The sequence below is a fragment of the Bacillus safensis genome (assembly GCF_039619585.1).
Classification (GTDB): Bacteria; Bacillota; Bacilli; order Bacillales; family Bacillaceae; genus Bacillus; species Bacillus safensis.
Genome location: NZ_CP154909.1, coordinates 2,442,617 through 2,463,232, shown reverse-complemented (window position 1 = coordinate 2,463,232; position 20,616 = coordinate 2,442,617). Strand labels below are relative to the sequence as shown.

At 42.7% G+C, this 20,616-nt stretch carries 16 protein-coding genes and 1 other annotated feature; of the genes, 14 read left to right on the top strand and 2 right to left on the bottom strand.

Translation table 11 applies throughout. From position 1 onward, the window contains the following. Positions 1 to 117: 117 nt before the first annotated feature. The 4 genes from clpX to yihA all read left to right on the top strand — a co-directional run bounded on the left by clpX (position 118) and on the right by yihA (position 6,262). Positions 118 to 1,383, top strand: a complete 1,266-nt coding sequence (gene clpX / locus AAYR28_RS12655; RefSeq protein ID WP_024423180.1) for an ATP-dependent protease ATP-binding subunit ClpX — start codon at positions 118 to 120, stop codon at positions 1,381 to 1,383. 137 nt (positions 1,384 to 1,520) lie between these two features. Then, a complete protein-coding gene (lonB, locus tag AAYR28_RS12650; protein WP_024423179.1) occupies positions 1,521 to 3,182 on the top strand; it encodes an ATP-dependent protease LonB in 1,662 nt (553 codons plus the stop codon). 171 nt (positions 3,183 to 3,353) lie between these two features. Beyond that, the gene (gene lon / locus AAYR28_RS12645; protein ID WP_034279805.1) at positions 3,354 to 5,678 is read left to right on the top strand and encodes an endopeptidase La; all 2,325 of its coding nucleotides are present in this window, start codon (positions 3,354 to 3,356) and stop codon (positions 5,676 to 5,678) included. After that, positions 5,675 to 6,262: a ribosome biogenesis GTP-binding protein YihA/YsxC gene (yihA, locus tag AAYR28_RS12640; protein WP_024423177.1), complete on the top strand. Its 588-nt coding sequence runs from the start codon at positions 5,675 to 5,677 to the stop codon at positions 6,260 to 6,262. The genes lon and yihA overlap by 4 nt, the downstream gene beginning before the upstream one ends. A gap of 42 nt (positions 6,263 to 6,304) precedes the next feature. Here yihA and AAYR28_RS12635 read toward each other — a convergent pair whose 3' ends face one another. After that, complete coding sequence (locus AAYR28_RS12635) at positions 6,305 to 6,790, bottom strand: hypothetical protein (protein ID WP_034279808.1); 486 nt, start codon at positions 6,788 to 6,790, stop codon at positions 6,305 to 6,307. Positions 6,791 to 7,032: 242 nt separating this feature from the next. On the opposite strand from AAYR28_RS12635, the gene hemA reads away from it, so the two are divergent. The 8 genes from hemA (at position 7,033) to ysxE (ending at position 15,812) form a co-directional block, all read left to right on the top strand. Continuing rightward, the gene (gene hemA, locus AAYR28_RS12630) at positions 7,033 to 8,400 is read left to right on the top strand and encodes a glutamyl-tRNA reductase (RefSeq protein ID WP_024427831.1); all 1,368 of its coding nucleotides are present in this window, start codon (positions 7,033 to 7,035) and stop codon (positions 8,398 to 8,400) included. Between the two features lie 7 nt (positions 8,401 to 8,407). After that, a complete protein-coding gene (locus AAYR28_RS12625; RefSeq protein WP_024423174.1) occupies positions 8,408 to 9,238 on the top strand; it encodes a cytochrome c biogenesis protein in 831 nt (276 codons plus the stop codon). Between the two features lie 37 nt (positions 9,239 to 9,275). Continuing rightward, on the top strand, positions 9,276 to 10,208 hold the full coding sequence (hemC, locus tag AAYR28_RS12620; protein WP_024423173.1) for a hydroxymethylbilane synthase: 933 nt from the start codon (positions 9,276 to 9,278) through the stop codon (positions 10,206 to 10,208). Continuing rightward, positions 10,205 to 10,996: a uroporphyrinogen-III synthase gene (locus tag AAYR28_RS12615; protein ID WP_120208317.1), complete on the top strand. Its 792-nt coding sequence runs from the start codon at positions 10,205 to 10,207 to the stop codon at positions 10,994 to 10,996. Before hemC ends, AAYR28_RS12615 begins: the two co-directional genes overlap by 4 nt. Further along, on the top strand, positions 10,996 to 11,964 hold the full coding sequence (gene hemB / locus AAYR28_RS12610; RefSeq protein WP_029706177.1) for a porphobilinogen synthase: 969 nt from the start codon (positions 10,996 to 10,998) through the stop codon (positions 11,962 to 11,964). Before AAYR28_RS12615 ends, hemB begins: the two co-directional genes overlap by 1 nt. A gap of 27 nt (positions 11,965 to 11,991) precedes the next feature. Further along, the gene (hemL, locus tag AAYR28_RS12605; protein ID WP_120208315.1) at positions 11,992 to 13,284 is read left to right on the top strand and encodes a glutamate-1-semialdehyde 2,1-aminomutase; all 1,293 of its coding nucleotides are present in this window, start codon (positions 11,992 to 11,994) and stop codon (positions 13,282 to 13,284) included. Positions 13,285 to 13,420: 136 nt separating this feature from the next. Then, complete coding sequence (locus AAYR28_RS12600) at positions 13,421 to 14,743, top strand: LysM peptidoglycan-binding domain-containing protein (protein WP_025092447.1); 1,323 nt, start codon at positions 13,421 to 13,423, stop codon at positions 14,741 to 14,743. A gap of 37 nt (positions 14,744 to 14,780) precedes the next feature. Continuing rightward, a complete protein-coding gene (gene ysxE / locus AAYR28_RS12595; RefSeq protein ID WP_034621137.1) occupies positions 14,781 to 15,812 on the top strand; it encodes a spore coat protein YsxE in 1,032 nt (343 codons plus the stop codon). A gap of 51 nt (positions 15,813 to 15,863) precedes the next feature. On the opposite strand, the gene AAYR28_RS12590 is transcribed toward ysxE, so the two are convergent. Then, on the bottom strand, positions 15,864 to 16,052 hold the full coding sequence (locus AAYR28_RS12590; protein WP_003216497.1) for a hypothetical protein: 189 nt from the start codon (positions 16,050 to 16,052) through the stop codon (positions 15,864 to 15,866). A 168-nt stretch (positions 16,053 to 16,220) separates the two neighbouring features. Continuing rightward, positions 16,221 to 16,450 (top strand) — a binding site (T-box leader). Positions 16,451 to 16,509: 59 nt separating this feature from the next. On the opposite strand from AAYR28_RS12590, the gene AAYR28_RS12585 reads away from it, so the two are divergent. After that, entirely contained in the window at positions 16,510 to 19,152 is a 2,643-nt protein-coding gene (locus tag AAYR28_RS12585) for a valine--tRNA ligase (RefSeq protein ID WP_120208313.1), read from the top strand. 65 nt (positions 19,153 to 19,217) lie between these two features. Beyond that, the gene (locus AAYR28_RS12580) at positions 19,218 to 20,522 is read left to right on the top strand and encodes a bifunctional folylpolyglutamate synthase/dihydrofolate synthase (RefSeq protein ID WP_120208311.1); all 1,305 of its coding nucleotides are present in this window, start codon (positions 19,218 to 19,220) and stop codon (positions 20,520 to 20,522) included. Positions 20,523 to 20,616 lie beyond the last annotated feature (94 nt).

Sequence of the window (20,616 nt, the reverse complement as noted above, 5' to 3'; positions counted from 1 at the left end):
TTAGAAACACATCGTTACCGTCTTTTAGGAAAGTATGGTAAAATGCATACATACTGGACCCAGAAAGGTAGCTGACTGTTAGCTACAGGCAAGTGAAGAAGAATAAGGGGTGAAAGAATGTTTAAATTCAACGAGGAAAAAGGTCAATTAAAATGCTCGTTTTGCGGAAAAACGCAAGATCAAGTGCGTAAACTGGTCGCAGGACCTGGCGTATATATATGTGATGAATGTATCGAGCTTTGCACGGAAATAGTTGAAGAAGAGCTCGGCACTGAGGAAGAAGTTGAATTCAAGGATGTTCCGAAGCCTCATGAAATTCGGGAGATTCTTGATGAATATGTCATCGGACAAGACAATGCGAAAAAATCCTTAGCTGTAGCGGTGTATAACCACTACAAACGGATCAATTCAAACAGCAAGATTGATGATGTTGAGCTTTCGAAAAGTAATATTTCTATGATTGGACCAACAGGAAGCGGTAAAACATTACTTGCTCAAACACTTGCACGTATTTTAAATGTTCCATTTGCGATCGCAGATGCTACATCATTAACTGAAGCAGGTTATGTTGGTGAAGACGTAGAGAATATTTTACTAAAGCTGATCCAGGCAGCGGATTATGATGTAGAAAAAGCGGAAAAAGGCATTATCTACATCGATGAGATCGATAAAGTAGCAAGAAAATCAGAAAACCCTTCTATCACTCGCGATGTATCTGGGGAAGGCGTCCAGCAAGCCCTTTTGAAAATTCTTGAAGGAACAGTCGCTAGTGTACCGCCTCAAGGTGGACGTAAGCATCCGCATCAAGAATTCATTCAAATTGATACGACGAACATCCTCTTCATTTGTGGAGGAGCCTTTGACGGGATTGAGCAAATCATCAAACGCCGCTTAGGTCAAAAAGTAATTGGATTCGGTGCGGAAAATAAAGTCGAAGATCTTGAAAAAGAAGTCCTTCTATCAAAAGTACTGCCAGAAGACTTGCTTCGCTTCGGTTTAATTCCAGAATTCATCGGCCGCCTGCCGGTTATTGCAAGCCTAGAGCCGTTAGATGAAAAAGCACTTGTAGAAATCTTGACGAAGCCTAAAAATGCGCTTGTTAAGCAATATACAAAAATGCTTGAGCTTGACGATGTAGAGCTTGAATTTGAAGAAGATGCTCTTAGCGAAATTGCGAAAAAAGCAATTGAGCGTAAAACAGGGGCTCGTGGTCTTCGCTCGATCATTGAAGGCATCATGCTTGATGTCATGTTTGACCTTCCATCTCGTGATGATATTGAAAAATGTGTCATCACTGGTGCAACGGTTGCTGATGGTGAGCCGCCGCGTCTTGTGCTAAAGGATGGCACAGTCGTCAATAAAGATACAAAAACATCTGCATAAGAGAAGTTATCACTCCTGAATCATTTTGATTCAGGAGTTTTTTATTTATCGCAGAAGACGTGTTTATTCCGTCCAGCTCTAGGAAATACTAGCAGACAGAAACCAATACATACGATAGATGAAGGAGGGAGCACCGATTGAGCTGGACAGGAATCGTATTATTTATACAGCTGTTCTTTGGTATCGTCATCGGGCTGTACTTTTGGAACTTACTGCGAAATCAGCGCACACAAAAGGTGACGATAGACAAAGAATCAAAAAAAGAAATGGAAGCACTCAGAAAGATGCGGTCAATCAAGCTGAGTGAGCCTTTATCAGAGAGAGTCCGGCCAAAGGGATTTCAAGATATTGTAGGGCAGGAAGACGGCATTCGTGCTCTAAAAGCAGCGCTGTGCGGACCGAATCCTCAGCATGTCATTGTCTACGGACCCCCGGGTGTTGGTAAAACAGCCGCTGCCCGTCTTGTCATGGAAGAAGCGAAACGTCATGCTGATTCACCGTTTAAGAAAGATGCGGTATTTGTAGAGCTCGATGCCACAACCGCAAGATTCGATGAACGAGGTATCGCAGACCCACTCATTGGTTCCGTGCATGACCCGATTTACCAAGGGGCAGGAGCGATGGGACAGGCCGGCATACCGCAGCCAAAACAAGGAGCCGTTACGCATGCGCATGGCGGGGTTCTGTTTATTGATGAAATTGGCGAACTGCATCCGATCCAAATGAACAAAATGCTGAAAGTCCTTGAAGATCGGAAAGTATTTTTAGACAGTGCTTACTACAGTGAGGAAAACACTCAAATTCCTAATCACATTCATGATATTTTTCAAAATGGGCTTCCGGCTGATTTTCGATTGATTGGTGCTACGACAAGAACACCTGAAGAAATTCCACCAGCGATTCGATCGAGGTGTTTGGAAATTTTCTTTAAGGACCTTGACCAGCATGAACTGAAAATTGTCGCTGCTAAGGCTGTCCAGAAAATCCAAAAGGAATTATGTGATGAAGGGCTGAACCTGTTAACCTCATATGTGAAAAATGGCCGTGAAGCTGTCAATATGGTGCAGATCGCTGCTGGAATGGCTGTCACAGAAAACCGAAAAGACATCACGATCGCCGATGTCGAGTGGGTCATTCATTCGAGCCAGTTGACACCAAGATATGAACAAAAAGTACCGGAAAAGCCAAAAGTCGGTGTAGTGAATGGTCTGGCTGTTTACGGACCAAACAGCGGGGCCTTGCTTGAGATTGAAGTGAATATATGTAAGGCGCTTGAAAAAGGAAGTATCAACATTACAGGCATTGCAGAAGAAGAAAGCATTGGCAGTCAATCGAAATCCATTAGACGAAAAAGTATGGCTAAAGGATCAGTTGAAAATGTATTAACAGTGCTGAGAAACTTGGGCATACGGACAAATGAATATGACATCCATATTAATTTTCCAGGCGGTGCCCCTATTGATGGACCGTCTGCTGGGATTGCCATGGCGGCGGCGATTTTCTCTGCCATTCATCAAATCCCGATTGATCATCTGACAGCGATGACAGGTGAAATCGGATTGCAGGGTCAAGTGAAGCCGATCGGCGGTGTGATTCCGAAGATTAAGGCGGCGAAGCAGGCTGGTGCCACAACCGTCATTATTCCTTATGACAACCAGCAGTCGATCTTAAAAGAGATTGAAGGCGTCACCATTGTGCCTGTGAAGCACTTCCAAGAGGTGCTGGATCAGTGTTTGGTCAACCCGCCAGACGAGAAGAAAGATGGACTAGAAGAGGAAATGAAAAGAAAATCTGTTTAATCCCCATCACATATGGGGATTTTTTAGTGAAATAGATCTTTTTTTCTTTTTCAAGATAAAAAGAAAGGGTATACTACGGTAAGATCATCATTTCTCAAGTCTTTTACATTGTACAAGACTGAAACAGGTATATTATAATGATTCATACTAGTGACGGAGGTGTCAATCAACATGGCAGATGAAATCAAAAAGAATGTTCCGCTCCTTCCACTGCGAGGCTTGCTTGTTTATCCAACAATGGTCTTGCATTTGGACGTTGGACGCGAGAAGTCTGTTCAAGCTTTAGAACAGGCGATGATGAACGATCATATGATTTTTCTAGCAACACAGCGGGAAATTTCAATAGATGAACCAGGTGAAGAGGAAATTTTCAAAGTCGGCACCTACACAAAAATCAAACAAATGCTGAAGCTGCCGAATGGAACGATTCGTGTACTCGTTGAAGGCTTAAATCGAGCGCAGATCGAATCATACGTGGAGCTTGAGGACTATACGTCCGTCGATATTAAAGAATTGGCAGAAGAAGAATTAAAAGACGCAGAAGCAGAAGCACTCATGCGCACTTTGTTAGATCATTTTGATCAGTACATAAAAATTTCAAAAAAAATCTCAGCTGAAACATATGCAACGGTGACGGATATTGAAGAACCGGGGAGAATGGCAGATATCGTCGCTTCTCACCTGCCGCTCAAGTTAAAGGACAAGCAAGAAGTGCTGGAAACAGTGGATGTCAAAAAACGTCTGAATCGCGTCATCAGCTTAATCCACAATGAAAAAGAAGTGCTGGAAATTGAAAAGAAAATTGGACAGCGCGTCAAACGTTCAATGGAACGTACGCAAAAAGAATATTATTTGCGTGAACAAATGAAAGCCATTCAAAAGGAGCTTGGAGACAAGGAAGGAAAAACAGGCGAAGTCAGTTCATTAATGTCTAAAATTGAAGAGTCCAGCATGCCGGATTCTGTTCGTGAAACGGCATTAAAAGAATTGAACCGTTATGAAAAAATTCCTTCAAGCTCTGCGGAGAGCTCTGTCATTCGGAATTATATTGATTGGCTGATCAATCTCCCATGGGGCATCTATACAGAAGATCGTCTAGATTTAAAGCTTGCAAGTGAAATTTTAGATGATGAGCATCATGGGCTGGAGAAAGTCAAAGAACGTGTGCTTGAATACCTTGCTGTACAGAAGCTGACCAACTCATTAAAAGGACCGATTCTTTGCTTAGCAGGACCTCCTGGGGTAGGGAAAACGTCACTTGCCAAATCGATTGCTAAATCACTTGACCGAAAGTTTATCCGTATCTCTCTTGGCGGTGTGCGTGATGAATCTGAGATTCGTGGACATAGAAGAACATATGTAGGGGCGATGCCAGGCCGTATCATTCGCGGGATGAGTAAGGCAGGCACTATGAATCCAGTGTTTCTTTTAGATGAAATCGATAAGATGTCCTCTGATTTTAGAGGTGATCCGTCCTCTGCGATGCTTGAAGTGCTGGACCCTGAGCAAAATCACAACTTTAGCGATCACTATATTGAAGAGACATTTGATTTATCGCAGGTGTTATTTATTGCCACTGCCAACAATTTAGCAACCATTCCAGGTCCACTTCGTGATAGAATGGAGATTATCACGATTGCAGGGTATACAGAGGTTGAAAAAGCAGAGATTGTGAAAGACCATCTTCTGCCGAAGCAGCTAAAGGAGCACGGATTAAAGAAAGGGAACTTGCAGCTTCGTGAAGCCGCGATTTATGATACGATTCGCTATTACACAAGAGAAGCGGGTGTTCGTGGATTAGAGCGTCAGCTTGCGGCCATTTGCCGAAAAGCGGCAAAAGCGATTGTGGCTGAAGACCGCAAACGCATCACAGTGACGGAAAAGAACTTATCTGAATTTCTCGGAAAAAGACTTTACCGTTATGGTCAGGCTGAAACGACAGACCAAGTGGGGGTTGTCACAGGACTTGCGTATACGACTGTTGGCGGAGACACTTTATCAATTGAGGTATCACTCTCGCCTGGTAAAGGCAAGCTCTTGTTAACAGGTAAGCTAGGTGATGTCATGAGAGAATCTGCACAGGCGGCATTCAGTTATATTCGGTCCAAAGCAGATGAACTGAACATTGATCCTAATTTTAATGAAAAGCACGATATTCATATCCATGTTCCAGAGGGTGCGGTTCCAAAGGACGGGCCATCAGCTGGTATCACCATTGCGACGGCTCTTGTATCAGCACTCACAGGACGTCCTGTGTCAAAAGAGGTTGGTATGACAGGAGAGATAACGTTAAGAGGAAGAGTGCTTCCGATTGGCGGACTAAAAGAAAAAGCATTAGGCGCACATCGTGCAGGATTGAAAACCATTATTCTTCCAAAGGACAATGAAAAGGATATTGATGATATTCCTGAAAGTGTGAGAGAAGGACTAACCTTTATTCCGGTCTCACATTTAGATGAGGTGCTTGAGAAAGCGTTGGTAGGAGAGGGAAGATGAAAGTAACAAAATCAGATATCGTCATTAGTGCGGTGAAACCAGAGCAGTACCCGAGCGGCGGGCTGCCTGAAATCGCGCTTGCTGGACGATCAAATGTTGGAAAGTCCTCGTTCATCAACTCATTGATTAATCGTAAAAATTTAGCGCGTACGTCTTCTAAACCAGGTAAGACCCAGACGCTTAATTTCTACATTATTAATGATATGCTCCATTTTGTGGACGTTCCGGGCTACGGTTTTGCCAAAGTATCAAAAACAGAGCGCGAAGCCTGGGGTAGAATGATCGAAACGTATATTACAATGCGTGAAGAATTAAAAGCAGTTGTCCAAATTGTGGATCTGCGCCATAAGCCATCAGTAGACGATGTGAACATGTATGAATTCCTTAAATATTACGGAGTTCCCGTGATCGTCATCGCAACAAAAGCGGATAAAATTCCAAAAGGCAAATGGGAAAAACATGCGAAAGTCGTCAAACAGACGCTCGACATTGACCCATCAGATGAACTCATCTTATTCTCTTCTGAAACAAAAAAGGGAAAAGACGAAGCCTGGAATGCGATCCTTGCGAAAGTAAACGGCTAAAAAAAGCATCTGCCATGAGCAGATGCTTTTTTATTGTATAAGTTATTTCCTTTTTAAAAATAATAAGAGGAGACTGACAGCAATCAGTACATAAGGCCAGTACAATTCAAAGCCAGAAGTAGGAATCGAAAGGGAACTTAGCTGTTTTGTAATTTGCTGAAAGAAATAAAGGAACAGACCGAGTGCGATCAGCACAACACTTTCAATACGATATTCTTTTTTCTGAGATGATTTCACAAAGAGTGCAAGTCCTACGATGAATACAATCATTGTAAATGTGTCTGGCCAGTGGTCCAATTTAGGCTGTAGAATAAAGTGTAGCGAAAGGCCTGTCATAAGCATACCGATAAACACATGAGCGCTTTCTTGCTCCTTCTTTCCTTGATATAAAAAAGCGAGACCAAAAAGCAGTACAAGTGTATACCATTTCTCTTGATCCTTCCAAATGTCAAATTGACCTCCTGAGAGAATGGCATATAGCGCTACAGCCAGTAAAGTAAGCGGCAGCAAAATGGATTTCTTCTTCAAAGATGTCACCTTCTTTTAAGCAGATCATTTGTCCGCACGCGCCAAATCTGGTAAATTGCTTGAAGTGATGATATGGCATAAACAGTGTCGAACATTTTTCTACTATATCACAACATTTTTGAAATCTGTTCACAATTTTTATCCAGTTAAAAATGAATATATGTTATAATCATTATAAATAATAAATTCTATATTGTAATTATTATAAATTAGACAGGGCGTTGGGGGTGCAAGCTGAAGTTATGCATATTCTTGTTGTGGGTTTAGATTATAAAACAGCCCCTGTTGAGATACGGGAACAGCTGAGCTTTGAACCGAGTGAGCTCGGAACAGCGATGTCCAAGCTTAAAGAAGAAAAAAGCATTCTAGAGAATATCGTCATCTCAACATGTAATCGAACAGAGATCTACGCAGTAGTAGATCAGCTTCATACTGGACGGTTTTATATAAAAAGATTTTTAGCCGATTGGTTCGGTTTAGAAAAGGAAGATGTCTCTCCATATTTGAAGTTCTATGAAAACGATGGAGCGGTTGAGCATTTATTCCGTGTGGCCTGTGGGCTTGATTCCATGGTCATTGGTGAAACGCAAATACTCGGTCAAGTACGCTCCAGCTTTAAAGTAGCTCAAGAGGAGAAGACCATTGGTACCGTTTTCAATTATTTATTTAAACAGGCGGTAACCGTTGCAAAACGCTCTCATGCGGAAACAGATATTGCGTCTAACGCCGTATCTGTCAGCTATGCAGCTGTTGAGCTTGCCAAAAAAATCTTTGGACGTCTTTCTGATAAGCATGTCCTGATTCTTGGTGCGGGCAAAATGGGCGAACTGGCGGCTCAAAACCTTCAAGGTCAAGGAATCGGCCAAGTAACGGTCATCAATCGAACGTTTGAAAAAGCAAAGGAATTGGCCGGTCGTTTTTCAGGAGAGCCTAAGAGCTTAAACCAATTAGAAAAAACATTATCCGAAGCGGACATTTTAATCAGCTCAACGGGTGCGAAACAATTTGTCATTACAAAAGAAATGGTCGAAAGTGCGAATAAAAAACGGAAGGGCAGACCTCTATTTATGGTGGATATTGCTGTACCCCGTGATTTAGATCCAGCTATTTCTGAAGTAGAAGGTGCTTTTTTGTATGACATTGATGACCTTGAAGGCATCGTGGCTGCCAACTTAAAAGAGCGCCGTGCAGTGGCTGAGCAGGTCGAGCTCCTGATTGAAGCAGAAATTGTGGAATTTAAGCAATGGCTGAATACGTTAGGTGTTGTTCCGGTCATTTCTGCACTTAGAGAAAAGGCACTCACAATTCAAGCCGATACGATGCAGAGTATTGAGCGGAAGCTTCCAAACCTCACAAACCGTGAAATGAAGCTGTTAAATAAACATACGAAAAGCATCATCAACCAAATGTTGAAAGATCCTATCTTAAAGGCAAAAGAAATTGCCGCGGAGCCGAATGCAGAGGAAAAGCTTTTACTCTTTAAAGAAATCTTTGATTTACAGGTTGAAGATGAAGAGCAAAAGGTCGAGCCAATGCAGGTGGAGCAAGGATCATTTCAGCTGTTCAAACCAAATATGGCACAAGGCTTTGCTACAGTTGCCAGTGAGTGATTAAGCGATGATGGAATCCATTGTAGCGAGACTCAATGAAGCGACGATCTTAATCTATGCACTAAGTGTCTTGTTCTATTTCATAGATTTTCTTCAACACAACCGGAAGGCTGGAAAAATGGCTTTCTGGTTGCTTTCTATTGTCTGGCTGCTGCAAACAGTCTACATGTTCTATATTATGATGGAAACAGACCGATTCCCTGTGTTGAATGTAGCAGAGGGGTTATATTTTTATACGTGGGTGCTTGTGACACTTTCTCTTGTCCTAACAAAGGTATTGCGCGTTGAATTTATTGTCTTTTTTACAAATGTGATCGGTTTTTCCATGATGGCGATTCACACCTTTACACCATCTGACCTCCATTCAGCAGAACTAACGGGGAAGCTCACGAGTGAACTGCTCGTGATTCATATTACGATGGCGATTTTATCCTACGGTGCCTTTTCACTTTCATTTGCGTTTTCACTGCTTTATCTCTTTCAATATCGTTTACTGAAAAAGAAAAAATGGGGAAAATGGCTTCTGAGAATTGAAGACTTATCAAAGCTCGATCATATGGCGTACGTATTAAACATTATTGGTGTGCCAATGCTCTTGCTTAGTTTAATTCTTGGCATCATTTGGGCATATATTTCGTATGATACGTTGTACTGGACAGATGCAAAGGTGCTTGGTTCGTTTATTATGCTGTTTTTATACGGCTTTTACTTATATATCAGATTGGTGAGAAATATGCAGGGCAAAATCGTGGCACTATGGAATGTCGCTTCATTTCTTGTGCTGATGATCAATTATTTTCTGCTTGGTAGCTTATCAACCTTTCATTGGTTTCAATAATGATGAGTCTTAAAGGCATTGTCGGGAGGAAGACGTATTGCGTACAATTAAAGTAGGTTCTAGACGAAGTAAGCTGGCAATTACACAAACAAAATGGGTCATTCAAAAGCTGTCTGAACTAAACCCTTCTTATTCTTTTGAAATAAAAGAAATTGTGACAAAGGGTGATCAAATTTTAGATGTGACCTTATCTAAGGTTGGCGGAAAAGGACTGTTTGTTAAAGAGATCGAGCAGGCGATGCTGAATCATGACATCGATATGGCGGTGCACAGCATGAAAGATATGCCGGCTGCTCTTCCGGAAGGTTTAGTGATTGGCTGTATTCCTGAGCGTGAAGATGTGCGGGATGCACTTATTTCGAAGGATCATCTGAGTCTCAGCGAACTGCCTAAGGGCGCAATTGTGGGAACGAGCAGCTTACGGCGCAGCGCCCAGCTTCTTCAGGAGAGACCAGATCTTGAGATTAAATGGATTCGAGGAAACATTGATACAAGATTGGAAAAGCTGAAAAATGAAGAGTATGATGCCATTATTCTAGCGGCCGCCGGTCTGTCTAGAATGGGATGGAGCAAAGAGGTCGTGTCGGAATTCTTATCTCCTGAGACGTGCCTTCCTGCCGTTGGACAAGGCGCGCTGTCGATTGAGTGCCGCGGGGATGATGAAGAGCTGCTTAAGCTTCTCGCCCAATTTACGAATGAATATACGAAGAAAACGGTCCTCGCAGAAAGAGCCTTCCTCAAACAAATGGATGGAAGCTGTCAGGTGCCGATCGCCGGCTATGCAACGATGAATGAGCATAATGAAATTGAACTAACAGGTCTTGTTGCATCTGCTGATGGGCACACGATTATTCGAGAAACCGTCACAGGCACTGACCCTGAAGCCATAGGAACAGCGTGTGCGAAGCAGATGGCCGATAAGGGAGCAAAGGATTTGATCGACAAGGTGAAAAAGGATCTGTCTCAATGAGCATAGGCAAATCGCTTCACGGACAGACGGTGCTTGTCACTCGAAATGAACGTCAAGCGGGCGTGTTTCAGCAAAAGATCGAAGCGCTGAACGGCCATGCGGTTTTAACCTCTCTTATTCGGTTTGAGCCTACGCTCACAAAAGAAAAAGCGCAGGCCTTTTTAAAGGACTTACAAAATAGCCACTGGCTTGTTTTCACGAGTGTGAATGGTGCGTCTTTTTTTCTGAATTACATAAAAGACCATCATTTACATAAGAGCTTAACCCATTTGAAAGTCGCTGCTGTAGGAGAGAAAACCTCTGCCTATCTTGAGCAGCACGGCTTGAAGGTGGATGTGGTGCCAGAACGATTTATAGCGGAAGAGCTGGCAGATGCATTACTTGATCATGTACGCCCAGGAGAGCGTGTGTTTGTAGCAAAAGGGCATCTGTCACGAGATGTGGTGAAAGAGACCCTCGTTCCGCTCGGCATAGAAGTAAAAGAATGGATTTTATATGAAACAGTCAAGGATGAGGAAGGAATTGCTGCACTTAAATCGGCAATGACAAAGCAATCATTTGATTTTATTACATTTACGAGCTCATCCACTGTTCATTCTTTTATGCATGTGATGGAACCAGACGCAGCGATGCTGGCTGCATCTGACACCTGTTTTGTGACGATCGGTCCTCTGACAAAAGAGGCACTGCTTCAATACGGGATTTCTTCTGAAACCCCAGATACTTATACGATAGACGGAATGCTTGATTTAATGTGCCGTTTATCTGAAAGGAAGTTGAACCATTGATGAAATTTAACAGACACCGCAGATTGCGGACAAGTGCAGGAATGAGAGAATTAGTCAGAGAAACCTTTTTAAGACCATCTGATTTCATTTACCCGATCTTTTTTGTAGAGGGAGAAAATGTACGAAAAGAAGTCTCTTCAATGCCGGGTGTATATCACATTTCTGTAGACCTCGTGAAAGAAGAAGTCCAAGAGCTTGTTGATCTTGGCATCAAATCGATCATTGTATTTGGTGTGCCGGATCATAAAGATCATGTAGGCAGTGAGGCGTATCACGATCATGGCATTGTTCAAAGAGCAACGCTTGAAATCAAAAAGCATTTCCCAGAGCTCGTGGTCATTGCAGACACTTGCTTATGCCAATATACAGATCACGGACATTGCGGAATCGTTGAAGATGGAGAAATTTTAAATGATGAATCTCTTCAGCTATTAGCGAAAACTGCTGTCAGCCAAGCGCGTGCAGGTGCAGATATCATCGCGCCTTCAAATATGATGGACGGATTTGTTGTTGCCATTCGTGAGGCACTTGATGAAGCAGGCTTTATTCATGTACCTGTCATGTCATATGCGGTGAAATATGCAAGTGCATTTTACGGTCCGTTTCGTGATGCGGCACATAGTACACCGCAGTTTGGAGATCGTAAAACATATCAAATGGACCCTGCAAACCGTTTAGAGGCTCTAAGAGAAGCGCAATCTGATGTAGAAGAGGGAGCTGACTTCTTGATTGTCAAACCATCTCTTTCTTACTTAGACATTATGCGCGATGTGAAAAATGAATTTACACTCCCTGTTGTTGCTTATAATGTGAGCGGAGAGTATGCGATGGTGAAAGCCGCCGCTCAAAATGGCTGGATTTCTGAAAAAGAGCTTGTTCTTGAAATGCTGACAAGCATGAAACGTGCAGGAGCAGAACTCATTATTACGTATCATGCAAAAGATGCAGCAAAATGGCTCTCAGAATAAAGAACGGATAGACAGGAGGACGTTGAAATGGGACGTAGCTATGAAAAATCAAAGCAAGCATTTGAAGAAGCACAGCAATTAATGCCTGGTGGTGTCAACAGCCCTGTGCGTGCATTTAAATCAGTCAACACAGACCCGATTTTTATGGAACGAGGCAAAGGCGCCAAGATCTATGATATTGATGGAAATGAATACATCGATTATGTTTTATCATGGGGACCGCTTATTTTAGGACATACGAATGACCGTGTCGTTGAAAGCATTCAGCGAGTAGCGGAAAATGGGACAAGCTTCGGTGCTTCTACGTTAGTTGAAAATGAATTAGCTAAACTTGTATCAGAACGGGTTCCTTCCATCGAAGTTATTCGCATGGTCAGCTCTGGTACAGAGGCGACGATGAGTGCACTTCGTCTAGCTCGTGGTTTTACAGGCAGAAATAAAATTGTGAAATTTGAAGGCTGCTATCATGGCCACGGTGATTCTTTGCTCATTAAAGCTGGTTCTGGAGTAGCAACGCTTGGACTGCCGGATAGTCCTGGTGTTCCTGAAGGGACTGCAAGTAACACAATCACAGTACCGTACAATGATTTAGAAAGTATTCAATTTGCTTTTCAAGAATTCGGAGATGATATCGCTGGTGTTATTGTAGAGCCGGTCGCAGGAAATATGGGGGTTGTCCCTCCGCAAGAAGGTTTCTTGCAAGGACTAAGAGACATCACGGAGCAATACGGATCATTGCTTATTTTTGATGAGGTCATGACAGGCTTCCGTGTGGATTATCACTGCGCGCAAGGCTATTTTGGCATCACACCTGATCTGACGTGCCTTGGTAAAGTGATTGGCGGCGGTCTTCCGGTCGGTGCTTATGGCGGAAGAGCGGATATTATGAGACAAATTGCGCCAAGCGGTCCAATATATCAAGCAGGAACGTTATCTGGTAACCCTCTTGCGATGACAGCAGGCTTAGAAACCCTAAAACAGCTGACACCTGAGTCTTATGAAGAATTTAAACGAAAAGGTGACCGTTTAGAAGAAGGCATTTCGAAAGCGGCAAAAGCATACGGAATTCCATTAACATTTAACCGTGCGGGTTCCATGATCGGATTCTTCTTTACAAATGAAGAAGTGATCAATTATGACAAAGCGAAAACAGCTGATCTTGCTTTATTCGCTGAATTTTACAAGGAAATGGCCGATCACGGCATCTTCCTCCCGCCTTCTCAATTTGAAGGACTATTCCTGTCAACAGCTCATACAGATGAAGACATCGAATATACGATTGAGACAGTGGAAAAGGTTTTTCAAAAACTACGTCGATAAAACAAAAGGCCGATATGGAGACATATCGGCTTTTTTGCATTAGAGAAAACCAATCATATTTTCACTTCCTCCCTCATACAACTGTATTGACATCTAATTTTATTTTTTAAGGATTAGATGAAAGGAGGACACCGACTTGTCTCAAAACAATCGATTACAGTTTTCGGTAGAAGAATCCATTTATTTTAAAAGCGGACAGGAAGTCAGTGAGCTGCTGTCAATTTCTCTCGACCCTGACATTCTCGTTCAAGAAGTGAATGATTATGTTTCTATTAGAGGTTCACTCGAGCTAACAGGAGAATACAACATAAATCAAGAGGAGCTATTGGGTGAATTGAGTTCCTTTCCAACATACAGGGAAGCAGATGAGGTAAAGGTCAGAGAAGACGGAACGGCGGAGCTTTTGCATCAATTTCCAGTCGATATCACCATTCCGAAGAACAAAATTAGTCATTTAAATGATGTGTTTGTGTTTATTGATGCGTTTGATTACCAGCTGACAGAGAATCGTTTGCTCACCATTCAGGCTGATTTAGCCATTGAGGGCTTATTAGACGAGGAAACGCCTCCGGCGCCTGTAGAGGAGCCGTATGAATTTGTCCATCGTCCTGAAGTGGATTATGGCGATATGGCCTACGATTATCAGTTGCAGCCAGAACAAGAAGAACAAGAAGAGCTGCAAGGCGAAGAACGTGAGCATGATGAGAATCAGCCTGTATTCCAACATGATACGCGCGCGGAGCAAGAGGAACAGGAAGTGCAGGAAGTACAAGAAGAAGAGGAAGAAGAAATTGAGATAGAATTGGTGAACAGGGAAGTAGAGGAAGCGTCCGACGAACCTGAAGAATTAGAAGAACCTGAAGAGCCAGAACAGCCAGAACAGCCGAATAATCAAGAAGAAGCTGTGGCGCTTGGTTATCGATCCATCCCTGAAGCTCAGGTGCAGGAACCGCCATTTTTTGAACCGCCAAAGCTATTAGAAGAAGAGGAGCGGGAAGAGCCGTTCTTTGAAGTGGAAGTAAGAAAGGATCCGGAAGCTGCTGAAGAGCAGGAAGAAACGGTACAGTCGTATCCGGCTTTTGAATCACCTGCTGATCAAGTGGAGCCTGAGCATGAGGCGCACGATGATGAATATCAGCTCGGGCGGTTATATGAACGGGAAGCACCTAAAATATATGAGTCAGCTCAAGAAGAAGAGGAGCTTGAAGAAGACGTGAGAGAAACGTCTGGCAGTGAGAATTCTCTTTATTTAACAAAGCTGTTCGCTAAGCAGGAGGAGGAAGATTTTTCCCGCATGAAAATATGTATAGTTCAGCAAGAAGATACGGTCGATCGTATTTGTGAGAGATATCAGTTGAATGTGCAGCAGCTTCTTCGCACAAACTCATTATCGATTGATGCGGAGCTTGAGGAAGGGCAGATTCTTTATATTCCTGAATATCAAAAAAGCAATGCATAGCAAGCGATGACTGACCGAGAAAATGTGGTGAGTGAACGTGGATGAAATCCAATCTGTCTTATACGAATACGGACTTGAGGCTGAATATATTGAACCTGTCAGTCCTGCTGTCATTAAGGTATATACAAAGCAGGGTGTATTTGCTCTAAAGCGAGTAAAAGCCAGCCGGCATATGCAATTTACAGAACAAATGCTTGAACTGGAATCAAAGGGCTATCGCTCCTTTGTGCCGATTTATCGGACGACGAGCGGTTCCTTTTTCTCAAGTCATCGGGAAAGCCAGTATGCATACTATCTGATGCCGTGGCTGACGAATGAAAAGAGAGAAGAGCAGGACGATAAGCACGAATATTTATTTCAAGAGATTGCAAGACTTCATAAGCGGACTGAAGTCATGATGGATATCACAGAGCAAGAGATAGAAGCACATTACACACAAATCAAGACCAAATGGGAAACAGAGAAAGACATGTATGAACGATTCATAGAGCGGGCAGAACAAACGTGGTATATGTCGCCATTTGAGCTGGCCGCTGCTATGTATTTTTCAGAGGCGATGTCTGCCAGTGAATTTGCGCTTGAACGTTTAGAAGATTGGCATGAAGAAATGAAAGACAAAGAGACAACGCGTGTTGTGCTAAATCATGGGCAGCTATCGATCCATCACTTTTTGTATAATGATGTAGGGACAGGACATTTCACCAATTTCGAGCGGTCTAAAAAAGCCTCCCCCATTTATGATCTTCTGACCTTTTACTTTCGGACTTTCAAAACCTATCCTACGTCTTGTCCTGAATGCACTTCTTTGTTTTATACGTATCAAAAAGGAAACCCTCTTCGGGAGGAAGAACTGCATTTGTTCCTAAGCTACCTCGCTTATCCGCAAGGGCTGTTTGATACAGTAAAAGCCTATGAAGCAGGCGGGCAGGATGAAATGGAAAGCTGCCAGCAGCTGTTAAGAGCGTATTGGCAGATGAAAAATTCTGAGCCGACCGTCATGAAAATTCACGAAATTGAGCAGGCTAGACGGCTTGAAGAAGAACAAAGTGCCTCGTCATCGGCGGAATGACGAGGTTATACTGCGTTGGCTTTATATGGGCAGGTACATAATGATGAGTTTTTAAAACCAATCAAGATGAAAGGCACAGGCGAGAAAAATAAGAATACCTAGAATGAGGACGTCAAATGTCGTAGGGAAAATGATCGTACGAAATCCTTGAAATATAGCAATCGGGAGAACGACTTGGGAAGCAACTGCCCGAATTTGTCTCAGCCAGGGGGGAAGTGTGTAAGGATTGATCTTCTTCAAATCAAACGCCCTCCTTCTTCATTTTGTTATTATCATATGGGCAAAAGGGCGAAGGGTGCCTGCCCAATTTGTATAAAGAAGAAGAAAAGCGGAAAAGATGATTGACGAAAACAAAAGGCATTTAGTAATATTAATAAAAGATGAGTATGTGCTGATGAACGTGATATATCGTAAGCGTGGATCAGGAAGAGTACGAGCAAGACCCTAAAGAGAGGGAAGCCAAGAGCTGAAAGGTTTCCTAGGATGTACTTGTTTGGAAGGTCGCCTGTGAGCTTAATTTCTTGAATGAACAAGTAGAGAAATTCGGGAGAACCCCGTTATCCTTTAGAGTGTATGGGACACGTATATGTGTCTCGTGAAAAAAGGTGGTACCGCGAAAAAGCTTTTTCGTCCTTTTATAAGGATGGAAAGGCTTTTTTTATGTTTCATCAGCCGAAAAAATGTGGAGGTTACACAAATGGGAACAAATAATCAAGAAATGCCAACAAAGTACGATCCAAATGCGATTGAAAAAGACCGCTATACGTACTGGCTTGAAGGGAAATTCTTCGAAGCACAAAATGACAAAACGAAAGATCCATATACAGTCGTCATTCCTCCACCAAACGTGACAGGAAAACTGCACCTTGGGCATGCATGGGATTCTACACTCCAAGACATCGTGACACGTATGAAACGGATGCAGGGCTATGACGTTCTTTGGCTTCCAGGTATGGACCATGCCGGTATTGCGACTCAAGCAAAAGTCGAGGCAAAGCTTCGCGAAGAAGGCGTAAGCCGGTATGACCTTGGCCGGGAGAAATTTGTGGAAGAAACGTGGAAGTGGAAAGAAGAATATGCAGATTTTATTCGCAGCCAGTGGGCGAAAATGGGTCTTGGCCTCGATTACTCCCGTGAACGTTTTACTTTAGATGAAGGTCTGAATAAAGCCGTTCGCCAAGTGTTTGTTCAATTGTATGAAAAAGGGCTTATTTATCGCGGAGAGTACATCATTAACTGGGATCCAGCAACGAAAACGGCACTTTCTGATATTGAAGTGATTTATAAGGATGTTCAAGGTGCGTTTTATCACTTGAGATATCCGCTTTCAGATGGAACAGGTTCAATTGAAATTGCGACAACAAGACCTGAAACTATGCTGGGGGATACAGCCGTAGCCGTACACCCTGATGACGAACGCTATCAGCATTTGATTGGAAAAACAGTGGTTTTACCAATTACAGGCCGTGAAATCCCAATCGTCGGTGATGACTATGTCGATATGGAGTTTGGCTCAGGTGCTGTGAAAATTACACCTGCTCATGACCCGAATGACTTTGAGCTTGGAAACCGCCACGGGCTAGAGCGTATTCTTGTCATGAATGAAGATGGCACAATGAATGCGAATGCCCTTAAATACAAAGGAATGGACCGTTTCGAATGCCGCAAACAGCTTGTGAAGGATTTACAAGAGGAAGGCATTTTGTTCAAAATTGAAGACCACATGCATTCAGTTGGTCATAGTGAGCGAAGTGGAGCTGTCGTTGAACCGTATTTATCGACACAATGGTTTGTGAAAATGCAGCCGCTGGCAGACGAAGCCATTCATCTGCAAAAAGGAGACGACCAAGTTCAATTTGTTCCAGACCGATTTGAAAAGACATATTTACATTGGATGGAAAATATCCGTGACTGGTGTATTTCTCGTCAGCTATGGTGGGGACACCGCATTCCGGCTTGGTATCATAAAGAAACGAAAGAAGTATACGTTGGACTTGAAGCGCCAGAAGATATTGAGAACTGGGAACAGGATAACGATGTACTTGATACATGGTTTAGTTCAGCGCTGTGGCCGTTTTCTACAATGGGCTGGCCAGATGCAGACAGTGAAGACTTCAAGCGCTACTACCCAACCAATCTGCTTGTAACAGGCTATGACATCATTTTCTTCTGGGTATCCCGCATGATCTTCCAAGGTCTTGAATTCACAGGAGAAAAACCGTTTAAAGATGTCCTCATTCATGGGCTCATCCGCGACGAACAAGGACGTAAAATGAGTAAGTCGCTTGGCAACGGAATTGATCCAATGGAGGTCATCGACAAATACGGTGCGGATTCATTAAGATATTTCTTAGCGACTGGAAGCTCACCAGGTCAGGATCTTCGTTTTAGCTTTGAAAAGGTTGAATCCACTTGGAACTTTGCGAACAAAATTTGGAACGCATCCCGTTTTGCTTTAATGAATATGGATGGTTTAACGTATAATGAGCTTGATTTATCAGGAGAAAAATCAGTTGCTGATCAATGGATTTTAACACGCTTAAATGAAACAATTGAAAGTGTCACACAGCTTGCTGACAAGTATGAATTCGGTGAAGTGGGCAGACATTTATACAACTTCATTTGGGATGATTTCTGTGATTGGTACATTGAAATGGCGAAACTTCCGCTTTATGGTGAAGACGAAGCGGCGAAGAAAACGACTCGTTCGATCCTTGCGTATGTATTAGATCAAACGATGAGGCTTCTACATCCGTTTATGCCGTTCTTAACAGAAGAAATCTGGCAGCATCTACCGCATGAAGGTGAGTCCATTACTGTAGCGGCATGGCCTGAAGTGAAGCCGGAGCTTTCCAACGAACAAGCTTCTGCTGATATGAAGCTGCTTGTTGAACTCATTCGTTCTGTTCGTAACATTCGCAGTGAAGTGAACACGCCAATGAGCAAACAAGTTGAGCTTTACATTAAAGCATCTACGTCTGATGTTCAGGAACGTTTAGAGAAAAATCGTTCATATATTGAGCGCTTCACGAACCCAAGTGTTCTTGAAATTGGCACAGATGTTCCAGCTAGTGATAAAGCGATGACGGCTGTTATTTCTGGAGCAGAACTCATTCTGCCGCTTGAAGGCTTAATCAACTTGGATGAAGAAATTGCACGTCTGCAAAAAGAGCTTGATAAGCTGACAAAAGAAGTGGAACGAGTACAGAAAAAGCTTGGCAACGAAGGCTTTATGAAAAAAGCACCTGAAAGTGTCGTAGAAGAAGAGCGTGCGAAAGAACGTGATTATGTCGCAAAACGCGAAGCTGTTCAAAAGCGTATTGAAGAGCTGAAAGCATAAGGTTGAAAAGACGGCTCCTAATGAAATGGAGTCGTCTTTTTTGAAAATTTCGTATGAAATGAGAGATGACATTGTTTACAACCTATCATGAAGCGATTGAGTGGATTCACAGCAGACTGGCCTTTGGTGTAAAACCGGGTCTTGAACGAATGAAATGGCTGATGAACAGACTAGGAAATCCGGAACAAAGCATAAAAGCAATACATGTTGCAGGTACAAATGGTAAAGGATCAACCATTGCGTTTACGCGTTCTGTTTTACAGGCAGCCGGCTATTCGGTCGGAACTTTCACCTCCCCATTTATACTAACGTTCAATGAAAGAATCAGCGTGAACGGAGCGCCTATAGAGGATGAAGAATGGCTGAGTTTGGTGAATGAAATCAAGCCTCTTGTTGATGAATTAGATCAAACAGAGCTTGGCGCAGCAACAGAATTTGAAATCATTACAGCATGTGCATTTGCTTATTTTGATCATGTGCACCAAGTAGACTTTGTCCTCTTGGAAACAGGGCTTGGCGGAAGGCTTGATTCTACAAATATTGCTGTGCCTATCTTAACAACGATTACATCGATTGGTCATGATCATATGGCCATTTTAGGTGACACACTTGAACAAATTGCAGCTGAAAAAGCGGGCATTATCAAAGAGGGTATTCCGATGATCACGGCAGTTCACCAGCCTGAAGCTCTTTCTGTCATTCAAAACACAGCCAAAGAAAAGAATGCCGAATGTATTTCATTACATGATACTTGTAGTTTTGATGAGCAGCAGCCGACAGAAACAGGTGAACGATTCACGTTACGCACATCAAAAAGGCAGTATCCTCAGCTTGAAACAGGATTAATTGGAACGCATCAAAGGCAAAATGCTTCCCTTGCTGTTTTACTCATTGAATGGCTGGAGCAAGAAGGCTATATTAGCGTGACAGAAGGGCAAATATATGAAGGCATTCGGCAGGCAGTTTGGGCTGGAAGGTTTGAAAAAGTCAAAGATCATCCTCCAGTGTATTTAGACGGTGCTCATAATGAAGAAGGGATCGACCGTTTAATTGAAACTGTGCAAGCTCATTTTTCTACTAAACAGGTGCATATATGTTTTAGTGCTTTAAAAGATAAGCCGTACAAGCAAATGATTCAAAAGCTTGAAGCCGTTAGTTCTTCTATCCATTTTGTTTCATTTGATTTTCCAAGAGCCGAATCAGCTGAAAAGCTTTATGTATGCAGTCAGTTAGACGCAAAGTCTTATGATGATGACCCTCGTACAGTGCTTGAGTTCATTCAGAAAAAAAGTGATGATCCTTCAGCGGTGATTCTTGTGACAGGCTCTCTTTATTTTATTTCAGATATACGAAATCGTATGATCGGGTAACAAAAAAAACGCAAGTGGCTTCAATGCCTCTTGCGTTTTTTCCTTTTGATACGCAGAAGGGAAGTAAAATCATATTTTCGCTATGTGCTCAATG